The following is a 14,960-nucleotide window of genomic DNA, read 5'->3' on the forward strand; positions in this document are numbered from 1 at the left end:
AGGAGGGAAAAGTTATGAATCTAGGATTATCGCTTTCTCGGAATGCAACAAGGCTTCCAAACAAAACGGCAATTATCTGTGAAGGACGCTCTATTACTTATAGAGAACTGAATCGAGAGGTCAACCGGCTTGCAAACGGCTTGATTGCTAGAGGACTTTCAAAAGGTGATAAAGTCGCGATGATGATGAAAAATTCGGATCAATTCGTGATCGTCTTTTACGCTCTTATGAAGGCTGGTGCTGTGGCAGTTCCAATCAACTTCCGACTGACTGCTTCTGAAGTCGAGTACCTCCTCTGCGATTCTGATGCAAAAATGGTTGTGTTTGATGAAGAATTTGCTGAGGTCATACAGAGGGCTTGCAAGGACACGTCTGAGGTGGAACTATTGATTTGCACGGGCAAAAAAGCGTTTACAGATCAGCTTCTTATGGATGGCATCCTATCTTCTGATTATCGCAATCCAGAAGTTGAAGTTCTTGAAGCGGATGATTGTGAAATCCTCTATACCTCTGGGACGACAGGGAGGCCGAAAGGGGCGCTCTTCGATCATCATCGCGTCTTTCATGTCGGGATCAACTTGACAGCAATGATGGGTTTGACTGTGGAAGATCGGGTCATCCATATCGCACCGCTCTATCATTGTGCCCAGCTGAATTTGTTCATGGTACTCAGTACATTTTTAGGATGTACACAGGTGATCTATCGGGATTTCGATCCGGTGCAGACCTTGAAGGCATTTGAAGAACATAGAATCACGGTGTTCTTCGGAGTACCGACGATGTATAACTTTTTCCTCCAGGTTCCGAATGGCAAAGAATTCAATCTATCTTCCGTGCGGAAATGTGCATATGGAGCAGCACCGATGCCTCTTTCTTTGTTAGAGAAAAGCATGGAGTTGTTCGGTCATAAACAGTTTTATAACTTGTGCGGGTTGACAGAAGGAGGCCCTGGAGGTGTTTGTCTCACACCAAGCCGCCATCTCGATAAAATCGGAGCAGGAGGTACCCCGATTCCGAATACTGAGGTGAGAGTGGTTGATGAGATGGGAGAAGATGTAACGACAGGTCAAATAGGGGAGTTCATCATCCGTGGCGAAACGGTAATGAAGGAGTACTACAATAAACCAGAAGAAACACAGAAAACACTTCGTGAGGGATGGCTTTATACAGGAGATCTGGCGACGATGGATGAAGAAGGGTACATTACATTGGTCGATCGTAAGAAGGATATGATCATCTCCGGGGGTGAAAACGTCTATTCAACAGAGGTGGAACAAGCGATTTATGCGCATCCGAGTGTGCTTGAAACAGCGGTTATCGGTGTACCCCACGAAATATGGGGTGAAACCGTTGCTGCCATCATCGTCCCCAAAAAAGAGGTAAAAATCGATCCAGAGGAAATCAAGGCATTTTGCCGTGAAAAGCTAGCAGGCTATAAAGTACCGCGCTTGATTTACCAATTGGAGCAATTACCAAGGAATGCATCCGGGAAAGTTCTGAAGTTCCAATTGAGAAAACATTATATCGATCAACAGGCAAAGGAGAATGTACAAACATGATCAATCAAGTAGGGGTCATTGGTGCAGGGCTGATGGGAAATGGAATCGCCCAAGCTATGGCTATGAAAGGTAAAAGAGTCATCATGCAGGACATTACCGAAGAAGCACTGAATAAAGGGATGGACAAAATCCAGAAAAGCCTAGGACGATTACACAAGGCGGGCCATCTATCTACCCAGGATGTCGAGAACAGCATTGCGAATATTTCTACCTCTCTTGAGCTCCATGTCGCGTGTACGGAAAGTGATCTGATCATTGAGGCTGTGCCGGAAAATCTGGACTTGAAAAAAAGCGTCTTCAAACAACTTGACGAGATGGCTCCTGAAAAAGCGATCCTTGCCACCAATACATCAGAACTCAGCGTAACAGCGATCGCATCTGCAACCATGCGGCCTGACCAAGTGATCGGCATGCATTGGTTCAACCCGCCTCCGATTATGAAACTGATTGAAATTGTCAAAGGAATCGATACGTCAGAGGAGACTGTCAAAGCGATCGAACAAGTTTCTGAAGACATCGGTAAAAAGACGGTACTCGTAAAGGATGCCCAGGGGTTCGTTACAACACGGGCACTGTCCGCGCATATGATCGAGTGTATGCGGATTTATGAGGAAGGTGTTGCTTCTATTGAAGATATCGATAAAGCGATCCGTCTCGGATTGAATTATCCGATGGGACCTTTGGAGCTTGCTGATTATGTCGGCTTGGATACGATGATGTTCGTATGTGAGGGCATGATGGATGCATATGGGGATCGCTTCCGCCCGCCACAAATTTTAAGAAAGCTCGTTGAAGCAGGACACTTCGGTGTCAAAACAGGACGTGGATTTTACAAGTACGATAAATAAATATTCAGCGGAGTGGAGGGAACATACATGAATAGAGAAGTTGTGATTGTAGAAGCAGTACGGACTGCTGTCGGTAAACGGAAAGGGGTCTTCAGGAACGCCCATCCTGTCCATTTGGCTGGGGCGGTTTTGGATGAAGTGACAAAAAGAGCGGATATTGAAAAGCACCTGATTGAAGATATCGTAATGGGATGCGTGACGCCACATTCTGAACAAGGTTTCAATATTGGACGTCTCGCAGCGCTCGATTCCGGATTTCCTGTGGAAGTACCGTCCGTCCAAATCAACCGCATGTGCGGCTCCGGGCAGCAGGCTTTACATTTTGCTGCTCAAGAAATTTTAGCTGGGGATATGGACATTACAATCGCGGCAGGTGTCGAAAACATGACGATGGTCCCGATCCTAAGTGATGGGAATGCACAGACGATCCCGAATTCACTGAAAGAAAAATATAATTTTGTTCATCAAGGGGTTTCCGCGGAATTGATTGCTGATAAATATGATATGAGCAGAGAGGAACTAGACCGATACGCGTATGAAAGCCATAGAAGGGCCTTACATGCACAAAAGGAGGGACACTTTGGTCGTGAAATCCTTACTGTGAATGGGGAAGATCCGGATGGAAATCCGATTTCAGTTTCTAAGGATGAAGGCCCGCGGAAGGATACGTCCCTTGAAGCTCTTGCAAGTCTTAAACCGGTCTTCAAGCCAGATGGTGTCGTCACTGCTGGGAATGCAAGCCAGATGAGTGATGGAGCTGCGGCTGTCCTTTTAATGGAAAAGAAGAAAGCGGAATCGATGGGGTTGAAACCTCGTGCAAGGATCGTCGAACGTGTCGTTGTGGGTTCAGACCCGACTCTGATGCTGGATGGTGTTATTCCAGCGACCAGAAAGGTGTTGGACAGAGCGGGACTTTCAATCAAAGATATGGATCGTATTGAAATCAATGAAGCTTTTGCCCCTGTTGTGCTCGCATGGGAAAAAGAAATCGGTGGTTCGCTTGATCGAGTGAACGTAAATGGAGGCGCAATCGCATTAGGACATCCATTAGGTGCGACAGGAGCGAAGCTGATTACCACTTTACTGCATGAACTCGAACGGATAGACGGGAAATATGGATTATTAACCATCTGTATCGGGCATGGTATGGCAACCGCTGCAATCATTGAGCGTCTATGATTAAGAAAAATTGTTTGCTGATTGCAGAAAAAACCGAAAACAGCCATTCATGATAACATCGAGTATGATGAAAATGGAGAGGAGACCAAATATGACTGCTACAGGTTCCAGTCAACCGATTCGAGTGGAAATCAACGATCAGGTTGCACATATTGAGTTGAACCGGCCACAGGTACTGAACGCGATGAATGTTGAATTGATTGAGCAATTGATTGAAACGCTTGATTCCATTACTGAAAGCCATGCGAACATTGTGCTTTTGTCTGGAGCAGGGCCGGGGTTTTCTTCCGGGGGAGATATTACTTCGATGATAGAGGATATTTCAGAAGCCCGTTTCAATGAAATCATGGATCAGGTACAAGAAATGATGTTGAAAATATATACGTTGCCTAAGATCGTCATTTCGGTTGTTCATGGTCCAGCAGCTGGCCTCGGGTTCAGTCTGGCCCTTGCATCTGATTACATTGTCGCTTCAGAGGACGCGAGCTTCGGTTTGAATTTTATCAAGGTGGGGCTTGTCGCTGATGGCGGTTGCCATTATCTTTTGAAAAACAAGCTGGGTGACCAAAAGGCAAAGCAAGCGATATGGAACGGTCAGACGTTCAACGCAGAAGAAGCGTTTCAGCTCGGGTTGATCGACAAAGTCGTCAGCGATCAACCATTCTCACATGCTGAAGAAATTGCAAAACAATTTTTGAACCAGCCGATTGAAGCATTGATCGAAACAAAATTGATCTTGAATTCACTGAATCTGCCGGAGCTTACGAATACAATTGAATTGGAAAATGAGGCTCAAGGTAAAATGAGGAAGACAACAGAACATCAAAGGCGCATCAAGGCTTTCTTGCATCGTCATTAATGAGCTGGAACAAAAAGAGGCTGTCCAAAATGACTTATTGGACAACCTTTTTCAATTAGGTAGTTATTCCGTACTTGAAAACGGGTATTACCAAAATATAGCATGCGTTTTTGTATTACCAACAGCATCCAATGACAGGCTGCATCGTGTGTAATACAATAGGGAACAGTATGCGTAAAATTTATACATAAGAGGTGATACGTTTGTCTTGGTTAGAAACCATCATCGGATGGGGAAATGATATTTTATGGACATATGTTTTGATTGCACTATTACTCATTCTTGGTATTTATTTCTCCATCCGCACAAAATTTGTACAATTCACCATGATCAAGGACATGGTCAAGCTCTTAGGGGAAGGTGCAACCCTTTCAAAGGATAAGAAGAAACGGGGGGTATCTTCCTTCCAGGCTTTCAGTATCAGTACAGCTTCTCGTGTTGGTACCGGGAACCTGGCTGGTGTAGCGTTAGCGATTTCATTGGGAGGGCCTGGTGCGGTCTTCTGGATGTGGATGATTGCCTTGATTGGGGCAGCGACTGCTTTTGTGGAAAGTACACTTGCACAAATCTATAAAGTGAAAGACGACTTTGGTTTCAGAGGCGGACCTGCATATTACATGGAAAAAGGTCTTAACAAACGATGGATGGGCGTCCTGTTTGCGGTCCTTATCACATTTACTTTCGGATTGGTGTTCAACTCGGTTCAGGCTAACACAATTTCATTAGCATTTGAAAATTCATTCGGTCTTAGCCGAGTGGTCTTTGGAATAACACTCAGTACAATCGTCGCGATCATCATCTTTGGTGGTATTAAACGGATTGCCCGTGTTGCGGAAGCGATTGTACCTGTGATGGCGATCCTATACTTACTTTTAGCTCTCTATATATTAATTGTGAATATAACAGAACTTCCATCAGTAGTTGCCTTGATTGTAAAAAGTGCATTCGGTTTGGAGGAAGCTATCGGTGGAGGACTTGGTGCTGCACTGATGAATGGTATCAAACGCGGATTGTTCTCGAATGAAGCCGGTATGGGTAGTGCGCCGAACGCAGCAGCTACGGCAAACGTTTCACACCCTGCTAAACAAGGTCTGATCCAGACGTTGAGTGTTTTTACAGATACGTTATTGATTTGTACAGCAACAGCGATGATGATCATTCTTTCTGGACAATATACGGGTTCAGAAGATGGCATCCAGCTGACACAACAAGCTCTTACCTACCATGTCGGTGATTGGGCTTCATTCTTGGTGGCAGTATTCATCTTCTTGTTTGCGTTCAGTTCCGTCGTAGGGAACTATTATTATGGTGAAACGAACATCGAATTCATCAATCCTGAGAAAAAGGGCTGGATTTTCATATACCGATTGGCAGTCGTAGGAATGGTCATGTTCGGCTCTGTCGCACAGCTTGCAATTGTCTGGAGCCTCGCTGATCTGTTCATGGCTACGATGGCGCTCGTCAACTTGATTGCCATTGCCATGCTCGGGAAAATTGCATTCAATGCCTTACAGGATTATGTTACACAAAAACGTACTGGAAAGAATCCAATTTTCAACCCGAGGACAATTGGATTGAAGAATACAGAGATCTGGGACGAAGAACGTGAATATCACGAAACTATGGCAAAAGAGCAGTAAAATCTAATCAGATAGCTGGTCGACAACGGTTCGGCCGGCTTTTCCATTTTGAAGTAGGAAGGGTTGATTCGGCCGGATATTCCGGCCGATATACTATGTAATCCGGCGGATTTTCGTAATCATCTGGCCATTAATAAGCATAATCCGGCTGAACCGTTCTTTTGTACTACTCAAGCAACCGCCAAATCATCAGAATGTTTATAGAAAGAAATCGATGCACGAACGGAGGGGACAACAATGAAAAATAAAGCACAATTAGTCAGGATCAATCAGTACATGGAGACGTTCAATGATAAGCGCGATTATGTAACATGTCATCATATTAGCAGAGAAATATTGATGGAAGGGGATAAAAAAGACCTCGCAAAATGCCTTGCTACACTTTCTGCGCTTATGGAACAGGCAGATAAAAAGAAATGGGCAGGCTATAACAAACTCCATAAAACCTTTCTGAAACAATTAGATGAAATCGATGACTTCCCATTTGATGAAGAGGATTTGAAGATGCAGTTACAACATTTGGATGAACAGGTCAATTATAATCCTGAGCAACCTGTAAAACCGATTCAGCTGACGCTTACAGACAGTTGAGATTCTTACATTTAAAGAATAAACATTCTTGTTCCTCGAAAACCTAACACGAATAAAGAACATCTATATTTAGTTGAACTGACAGGGCTGACCCGAAAGAAGGTCAGTCTTTTTTTGTGAATATTCATCGTTGATTTTACACTTAAAGAAAGTATTGTAATATTTTCTCAGTATAAGTTCAACTAAGGCTCAGCCTGCGCCAAAGACTCGGCTTTACCAAGTTTTCTTTACCAAAAACCATTAAAAAAGTGGTATGCTATTTTACATATATATAAGAGGAAAGAAGGAAAGCATATGGCGGTAGGGTCAATGCAGGCTCCTGTACAGAAACCTGCAGCTACGGTTTATCCAATACTTTTCATGATCAGCTTTGTCCACTTGTTGAACGATTCGATGCAAGCGGTCATTCCAGCAATTTTCCCTATATTGGAGCGTTCTATGGGGCTTTCGTTCACACAATTAGGATGGATTGCCTTTACACTGAATATGACATCATCGGTGATGCAGCCAGTGGTCGGATGGTATACAGACCGTTCCACTTCCCCATATCTATTGCCCTGGGGATGGGCGCAAGCCTAGCTGGTATGCTCGGAATTGCATTTGCAGATTCATTTGCATTCATCATTTTATCTGTTATCGGAATCGGTCTAGGTTCAGCAGTCTTTCATCCTGAAGGTTCACGGGTAGCTTATATGGCAGCAGGAAACAGAAGAGGACTTGCCCAATCGATCTACCAAGTTGGAGGGAATACAGGAACTTCTCTCGCGCCAATCATGACAGCACTTGTTTTTGTACCGCTTGGACAATTTGGTGCCGTTTGGTTCACTTCGTTTGCGGGAATTGCAATTTTCGTCTTGTTTTATGTAGCGGGATGGTACAGCAAACAGTTGGTGAATTTTCCTAGAGTGTCAAAAACGAGACAAAAGAAAAACATCCAGGTTAAACGGAAAAAGAAAGTCGTTTTCGCGATGATCATTTTGATATTCCTTGTGTTTGCCCGTTCATGGTATTTTTCTGGGATCGGAAACTATTATCAATTTTATTTGATTGACGATTATGGATTATCAATCAGGCAAGCGCAAATCTATTTGTTCATTTTCCTTGCAGCAGGAGTCCTTGGAACTTTTTTTGGAGGTCCATTAGCTGATAAGCTTGGAAAACGGAACATGATTTTCTGGTCATTGGCAGGAACTGCGCCTCTTGCTTTACTATTACCGCACGTAGGATTGCTTTTAGTCATCCCGTTGTTCTTCTTGATCGGCTTCATCCTCAATACGAGTTTTTCCGTAACGGTTGTCTATGCACAGGAACTGGTGCCAGGGCGGATCGGGATGGTTTCAGGACTTATCGTCGGACTCGCTTTTGGAATGGGAGCATTAGGATCGGTGTTGCTTGGTAAATTGGCTGATGTAACGAGCATCTCTTTTACGATGTTGGCGATCAGCTTCTTGCCATTGCTCGGGTTGTTCACGATGCTGCTACCTAAAGATGAAACACTGGAAAAATGGGCGGAGTAAGCCAATGAGAATATGTAAAAAGCCACCTCTGTGTAGGTGGCTTTTTCCTTAACGAGTGATGAACATTTGGGTCCAGTAATGGCCGTAGCTTCCCCCTTTTGCATATCCGACCCCGATTTCCTTGTAGTTGCTTGAAAGTATGTTTTTACGATGACCATCGCTGTTCATCCACGCGTTCATGACTGCTTGTGCAGACGATTGTCCTGCTGCGATATTTTCACCTGCTGTTCGATAGGAGATACCGAAGTCTCTCATCATCTGAAAAGGACTTCCGTATGTTGGAGATGTATGGCTGAAATAATTTTTCTGGAGCATATCCTTTGATTTGTATCTGGCAACTCTTGATAATTCCCAATTTTCTTTCAGCGGGTGTAAACCACGTTTAGCTCTTTCCTGGTTGACGAGATCGACAACCTGAGCTTCCACAGATTTCACCCCATTGATTGTCGGGATGTTCAACCGTTGTCCCGGATAGATCAAATTAGGATTGTTGATGTGTGGATTCGCATTGATGACTTCGGAAACTCCGACTTCATAGCGCATTGCGATTTTCCACATTGTATCTCCATATTGAACAGTGTGCGAAGTAGCAGCAGATGCTTCGTGATTGAATCCCGTGACTTGAGTGACTGACAACAATAGAGTGAGGCAAATCTTCGTAATCGCTTTCATACTAAAAGTATTACAAATCCTCGTAAACAATGAAACCGGTAAATTATTCCTTAGATCAACAGATTAGTAGGCAATTTACTTTTTTGAAATTACGTAACGGACATGAGAGCCGTTATCTGTGAACAAAACATGAGATTTTCGATCATTTTGACGAAATAAGGTCCCTGGTGTCCGTTAATCTCAAAAGCATATGCCAAAAGAACGAAATAAGGTCTTCTGTGTCCGTTAACGTTTGCTTGCCTAAAAGTAAATCTCCGATAATCAGCAAAAACTTATGGTTCTGCAATAGGCAGGAGGTTGGTGATCACCTGCAATTTGAAGGGGATTTCGTAAAAATCAGTTGTAAAACTCATAATACGCCTTTCGTACTAATTTTCTAAAAATTTTAAAGATTACAAAGATAGGTGTTGTAATCGTTCGAAAATTATGAATATAATACTTGTAGGACGACCAACGTAGGAGGTTGTTCCAATTTACATAAAGTGGTGATGATTGATGAAGTTGGCAAACAGGTCATTGTATCTTCAAGCCAGAGACATGATTTATGAATTGATCAACGACAACTTAGAACCCATGGACAAAATTCCTTCCGAGCAAAAGTTATCCAATCAACTAGGAGTAAGCAGAAATACAATCCGAGAAGCGATTCGGACTTTAGAGCAGGAAGGATTTTTATTTAGTAGACAAGGTGTCGGTACCTTTGTGATCGGATCGAAAAGCAGCTTGAAAACCAACATTTCCACCCTGGAAAGTTCAACGAACATCATTAAAGCCCACGGGTACAACCCTGGCACTATGAATGTAAAATCCGAAGTTCAGTCCGCTACCCCGGAAATGAAGAAGATTCTATCACTGGGAAAAGAACAGGATGAAATCTTTTATATCGAACGTGTGCGTACTGCAAATGAAGATCCAGTTGTGTACGTAGAAGATTACATTCCGTATCGATTAGGGATGGAACATGAATATCAAGAAATCTATTATGAATCCTTACTGGAATTCCTTGAAAACTTTGATCTTAATGTGTCTTTTTCGGTATGTTCCATAAAAGCAGTCATAAGCGATGAGAAAATCGCTTCAAAACTTCAACTGTCCGAACAAAGCGCATTGCTCCTGCTGAAACAAACGCATTACTCCAATACTGGGATCCCTGTCTTATATTCGGACAGTTACTACTTAAGCGACAATTTCGAATTCAATGTCATTCGTAAAAGAGGCTAGAGGAGGTGCACTACTACCTGGACAGTCGGACAAGTTTTTGGGTTGAAATACGGGTTTGAAAAAAAGGGAGGAAACTTAAATGGCAAAAGCGGTAGAAGCGGTTAAAAACAGCCGTAAAATGAAAGGGCTTACAACGGTTGATATCGTATTGATGGCAATCTTGGCTATTGTGAATGGTGTAGCACTTACTTATTTGGCGATGTTGAATCAATTGCTCACTGCATTGGGAGGACCGATTCTGACATCAATCACTCTAGGGCTTTATAGTATTTCGGGAGTCTTAGCGGCGTACATTATCCGAAAACCAGGGGCTGCCTTCTTTACACTGACTCTTGCAGGGGTTGTTCAAATCATATCCGGAAATCCAAATGGTTTGATCTCCATTACTGCAGCTGTGACAGATGGTTTAGGTGTCGAGCTTGGGTTCATGATGTTCCGTTATAAGCGGTGGGATTGGTTGAGCACAGGCGTTGCCGGATTACTAGCTGTTCCACTTTGGTTCATCATCGCGGCCTTCTGGTTCGGATACTACAAATGGGGTCTCACAATTCTACTCATTGCTTTCGCTGTCCGACTTTTAAGTGGTATCGTCCTATCTGGCTGGTTAAGTAAACTAATCGGCGACTTGCTTGTAAGGACTGATATTTTAAAAGGTTTCAATATCCATAAGCAGCAAAAGAAAGAGGTGGGCATAGGTGAAACCCATCATTCAGCTTAAAAACGTTACCTACATCTATGAGGATGAAACAGAGCCGGTCTTAGAGGATTGTTCTCTCGAAATCAATGAAGGTGAATTTGTTCTTATCGTGGGGCCAAGTGGTTGTGGAAAAAGCACCCTCTGCCAGACGTTCAACGGCATCATTCCGAATGTGATGGAAGGCAGGATCGGTGGAGAGATCATTGTTGAGGAGAAAAATGTATTAGAACTTGAATTGAAAGATTTATCAACGAGCATGGGTCTTGTTTTTCAAGACCCCGATGCTCAGCTTTGTAACATATACGTTGAAGATGAAGTCGCTTTTGCACCTGAAAATTTGAAGGTGGATCCTGTAGAAATCCGCGGTCGTATACAGAATTGTCTCGAAAAAGTGGGGATGACCGGTTTTGAACAACGAAAAGTATTTGAACTTTCGGGCGGCCAAAAGCAAAAAGTTGGAATCGCTTCGGTATTGGCGATGGAACCTCAGATCCTTGTACTGGATAATGCAACAGCAAATCTAGATCCACAGGCGACGAAAGACATTTTCGATCTGCTTCAAATCCTGCATAAGGAGTTCGGTCATACAATCATCGTCGTTGAAAACAAAATTGATGACATCATGCATCTGGTGGATCGGGTTCTGGTCATGGATGAAGGGAGAATCATCCAATCAGGAACCCCGCAGGATGTGTTAGAAACATCAATCGATACCTTGACGGAAATGGGAGTCTGGGTACCGGAAATATCTGAGCTTGCAATCCAGCTCAAGGATAGGGGGATGAGCTTCGATCGTTTTCCGATTTCAGTCGAGGATGCTGTACTAGAGTTGAAGGATAAGTGGCGGCCAGACAATCCGATGAAATCTGAATCAGAAGTTCTTTCAGGGATACAACCTGAGGCACTTGCTGTAAAGGGATTGGATTATCATTACCCAAATGGAACACAAGCCTTGAAGGATGTCAGTTTTTCGATTAAAAAAGGTGACTTCGTGACCATCCTTGGTACGAACGGCTCTGGCAAAACGACACTCGTCAAACACCTGATGGGCATCATCCGACCTCCGAAAGGCAAGGTATACTTGAAAGGAGAAGACACGTTCAAGCGTGATCTCCTCTCAATGACAGAGGATATCGGCTATGTTTTCCAAAACCCTGAGCATCAATTTGTTTCAGATAATGTTTTCGAGGAAGCGATTTACAGTTTAAAAGTGAAACATGGTATTGAAGGGGACGATCCGCTGCCGGAAGAGATCGTCGAGCAAGGGACGAAAGCGTTGAAGGAAATCAATCTTTATGACCAAAAGGATAAACACCCATTCATGCTGAGCGGAGGGGAAAAGCGCCGATTAAGTGTCATTGCTTCACTGATCTTAGGACAGGATATCGTCATTCTGGATGAACCGACTACAGGTCAGGACTATGCGAGTGCCACGAAACTGCTTGAACTTTGTAAAAACCTTCAAGCACAAGGGAAAACGGTGATCATGATTACACATGACATTCGATTGGTTTGTAAATGGGCGGATTCTGCATTGGTCATGCATCAAGGGGAACTTATCTATGACGGTGATGTGAAGAGGCTATTCATGAATGAGGAAGTCTTGAAGAAAGCTTCCTTGATCGAACCACCAATATCACAATTAGCCAAGCAGTTGTACCCAACCAATATGAATGAAGCGGTCATCACGATCGATGAATTTCTACAAACGGAAGAGAGGGTGAAGCAGGTCTTATGAGCTTAGCATTCCAATTTCATGAAAAGAAATCATTCATGCATTCTCTTGATCCTGTCACAAAACTGATTTGGATGGTGTGCATCTCGATTCTTGTGTTCATATATGAAACAGCAATCCCACAATTGATATTGTTCGTAGCCATCATAAGCGTTGCCCTCGTTTTAGCCAAGTTGAGCCTGACGTTCGTGTTTCGTGGTATTTGGATCATGTTGTTGTTCAGTATCGGATTTTTCATCTTGCAGGTGTTATTGGTCCCTGGCCAAACCGTGTTATTCGAACTTGGTCCTATCAACATCTATTCTGAATCCGTGGATTTCGCACTTGCCATTACAGTCCGGATCTTGACGATTTTCACCACTTCACTCATCTTCGTGGCGACAAGTGATCCGAGGGATATTGTCATTTCTTTAACGCAAAAATTGAAAGTCCCGTACCGTTATGCATATTCCATTTTCGTAGCGCTACGCTTTGTCCCTACACTTGAACAGGAGGCGCGTGTCATTGAAGCAGCCCAGACAATCCGTGGTGTCGGAAAACAAAAAGGATTAAAAAACAAAGCTGAAAACTTGAAGAGGTTCACACTACCGCTCTTGATGGGGGCGATCCGACGCGTACGGACAACCGCCAACACCATGGAAGCAAAAGGATACGGTGCCTATCAGGATCGTACGTATATCAGGACCATCAACTACAATGCAAAAGGAATTGCTTTTGGGTTTGCATGGTGCGCCCTTACTTGCTACCTGTTATTTCTAAAACTTATTTGAAGGAGGGGACAAATGAATGGAAGAGATGAAATTTGAAGTGGCTTACATGCCGAAAGAAGTGAAAGAAGATATCCCCCAAGTTTGTGTCCTCGTTGATGTCCTAAGGGCTACTACAGCAATGATCACAATGCTTGATAAAGGATGTTCTGAAATCATCTTGACAGATGATGAACGGAAAACGTTAGGGGGTCTGAAAGGCTTACTTAATCAAGAGACCCTTGTCTGCGCTGAGGATCTATATGGGAATGTCTCTGAATATGCACAGTTCAGTCCTTCGTTGATCTCAATAAACGATATGGATCTGAAAGAAAAACGTGTTGTCCTGAAAACGACAAATGGGACACTGGCGGGGCTATCCCTCTGGAAATCCGGTAACGAGCACATCCTTGTCGGTTCATTGAGAAACGCCAAAGCAGTCATGAATAAAGCGGTCAAGATGGCCGATGAGCTCGGGACAGGGGTTGTCATCGTATGTGCAGGGCGGGAAAATGGCCAAATTGCCGCTTTGGATGATGTTTATACAGCTGGAGTCCTGCTGGATTATGGCAGGCAAGCTGCCACGGCCTTGAAGCGGATTCCACTCTTTAAGGATTCAGCGAAAATCAGCACCCATCTCTTATCAAACTATCAAGATACTATCCATGCATTTGAGGATTCCGGCAGCGGTGAAACGATGCGGAGGATCGGCTGTGAAGAAGATATCAAACTTTGTGCAGAAGAGAATCTATCAAACCTGGCACCAGTACTAGAATTTACAGAAGGTAGCAGTATAGTAGTTAAAAATATCAATGAGGTGATCTACAAATGACAAATTGGAAATCAAACGCATCTAAACCTGTAATGGACGAAGGATTACAATATCATATCCGTTGTAAACAAGGGGATGTTGAGAAATATGTATTGTTACCAGGTGACCCTGACCGTGTAGATATGATTGGTGAGGAATGGACAGAGTCTCGAAAAATTGCAAACTATCGAGAGCATCGCACATTCAGCGGAAAAGTAGGAGAGGTCGGTATTACAGCTTGTTCTACTGGGGCTGGAGGCGGTTCGACTGCAAGTGCATTTGAAGAATTGGCTGCATTAGGCGGGGACACGTTTTTGCGAGTAGGTACAACAGCTGCAATCCAGGAGCATATTAATCCTGGAGATGTCATCATTTCGTCAGGGGCGGTTCGCCATGATGGAACAAGCCAATTTTACGTCGATGATCGCTATCCAGCGAGTGCACATTATGAAACAACGGCAGCACTTGTTGAAGCGGCAGAACGATTGGGCTATACATATCACGTAGGTGTTTCCTGTTCGACTGCTTCCTGGTATTGCGGACAAGGAAGGACAGGCTTCAAAGGCTATGAGCAGTCGTTTTTTAAAGAGAAAGTACAAGATTTGAACAAAGCAGGGGTGTTGAACTTCGAAATGGAAGCGGCAACGATTTTTACCCTCGCTGGATTATATGGATTACGAGCAGGGTCAGTATGTACAGTGGTCGCCAACCGGATTCGTGATGAATTCTCGTATGGCGGTGTTGAAAAGAGTATAAGAGTCGCCAACCTTGCTGTACAGATCCTCGCAGAGTGGGATCAATTGAAAAAGGAGCGTCAAAAAGATTACTGGTTCCCTTCCATGGCAGAAAAAGACCCAGCTTTAAACGGATAAGGAGGAATGATCG

The 14,960-nt window shown here is 43.7% G+C and carries 13 protein-coding genes and 1 pseudogene; 13 read left to right on the forward strand and 1 reads right to left on the reverse strand.

From position 1 onward, the window contains the following. Positions 1–14 precede the first annotated feature (14 nt). The 7 genes and pseudogenes from N8M93_RS07080 (at position 15) to N8M93_RS07110 (ending at position 8,193) form a co-directional block, all read left to right on the forward strand. Positions 15–1,559 (forward strand): class I adenylate-forming enzyme family protein, encoded by a 1,545-nt coding sequence (locus N8M93_RS07080; RefSeq protein WP_261130581.1) that lies wholly within the window; start codon positions 15–17, stop codon positions 1,557–1,559. After that, positions 1,556–2,407 carry a 3-hydroxyacyl-CoA dehydrogenase family protein gene (locus N8M93_RS07085; RefSeq protein ID WP_261130583.1) on the forward strand — a complete coding sequence of 284 codons (852 nt, stop codon included), beginning with the start codon at positions 1,556–1,558 and terminating at the stop codon, positions 2,405–2,407. Before N8M93_RS07080 ends, N8M93_RS07085 begins: the two co-directional genes overlap by 4 nt. Before the next feature lie 27 nt (positions 2,408–2,434). Further along, positions 2,435–3,586, forward strand: a complete 1,152-nt coding sequence (locus N8M93_RS07090) for a thiolase family protein (RefSeq protein WP_261130585.1) — start codon at positions 2,435–2,437, stop codon at positions 3,584–3,586. Positions 3,587–3,677: 91 nt separating this feature from the next. Next, positions 3,678–4,445 (forward strand): enoyl-CoA hydratase-related protein, encoded by a 768-nt coding sequence (locus tag N8M93_RS07095; RefSeq protein ID WP_261130586.1) that lies wholly within the window; start codon positions 3,678–3,680, stop codon positions 4,443–4,445. A 203-nt stretch (positions 4,446–4,648) separates the two neighbouring features. Beyond that, positions 4,649–6,085, forward strand: coding sequence for a sodium:alanine symporter family protein (locus N8M93_RS07100; RefSeq protein WP_261130588.1), 1,437 nt, complete (start codon positions 4,649–4,651; stop codon positions 6,083–6,085). Between the two features lie 237 nt (positions 6,086–6,322). Further along, a complete protein-coding gene (locus tag N8M93_RS07105) occupies positions 6,323–6,676 on the forward strand; it encodes a hypothetical protein (RefSeq protein WP_261130589.1) in 354 nt (117 codons plus the stop codon). Positions 6,677–6,970: 294 nt separating this feature from the next. After that, positions 6,971–8,193: pseudogene (locus tag N8M93_RS07110) on the forward strand (MFS transporter). A 48-nt stretch (positions 8,194–8,241) separates the two neighbouring features. On the opposite strand, the gene safA reads toward N8M93_RS07110, so the two are convergent. Further along, entirely contained in the window at positions 8,242–8,865 is a 624-nt protein-coding gene (gene safA, locus N8M93_RS07115; protein WP_261130590.1) for a SafA/ExsA family spore coat assembly protein, read from the reverse strand. Positions 8,866–9,360: 495 nt separating this feature from the next. Between safA and N8M93_RS07120 the strand changes: the two genes are divergently transcribed. From N8M93_RS07120 to N8M93_RS07145, 6 genes are all read left to right on the forward strand, one after another. After that, on the forward strand, positions 9,361–10,086 hold the full coding sequence (locus tag N8M93_RS07120; protein WP_261130591.1) for a GntR family transcriptional regulator: 726 nt from the start codon (positions 9,361–9,363) through the stop codon (positions 10,084–10,086). Between the two features lie 79 nt (positions 10,087–10,165). Continuing rightward, positions 10,166–10,804 carry an ECF transporter S component gene (locus N8M93_RS07125; protein WP_261130592.1) on the forward strand — a complete coding sequence of 213 codons (639 nt, stop codon included), beginning with the start codon at positions 10,166–10,168 and terminating at the stop codon, positions 10,802–10,804. After that, a complete protein-coding gene (locus N8M93_RS07130) occupies positions 10,782–12,521 on the forward strand; it encodes an ABC transporter ATP-binding protein (RefSeq protein WP_261130593.1) in 1,740 nt (579 codons plus the stop codon). Before N8M93_RS07125 ends, N8M93_RS07130 begins: the two co-directional genes overlap by 23 nt. Continuing rightward, positions 12,518–13,288: an energy-coupling factor transporter transmembrane protein EcfT gene (locus tag N8M93_RS07135; RefSeq protein ID WP_261130594.1), complete on the forward strand. Its 771-nt coding sequence runs from the start codon at positions 12,518–12,520 to the stop codon at positions 13,286–13,288. Before N8M93_RS07130 ends, N8M93_RS07135 begins: the two co-directional genes overlap by 4 nt. 16 nt (positions 13,289–13,304) lie before the next feature. Beyond that, on the forward strand, positions 13,305–14,096 hold the full coding sequence (locus tag N8M93_RS07140; protein ID WP_261130595.1) for a 2-phosphosulfolactate phosphatase: 792 nt from the start codon (positions 13,305–13,307) through the stop codon (positions 14,094–14,096). Beyond that, complete coding sequence (locus N8M93_RS07145) at positions 14,093–14,947, forward strand: nucleoside phosphorylase (protein ID WP_261130596.1); 855 nt, start codon at positions 14,093–14,095, stop codon at positions 14,945–14,947. The genes N8M93_RS07140 and N8M93_RS07145 overlap by 4 nt, the downstream gene beginning before the upstream one ends. Positions 14,948–14,960: the final 13 nt, after the last annotated feature.

It is taken from the genome of Bacillus sp. Marseille-Q3570 (assembly GCF_946151055.1).
Classification (GTDB): Bacteria; Bacillota; Bacilli; order Bacillales; family Fictibacillaceae; genus Pseudalkalibacillus.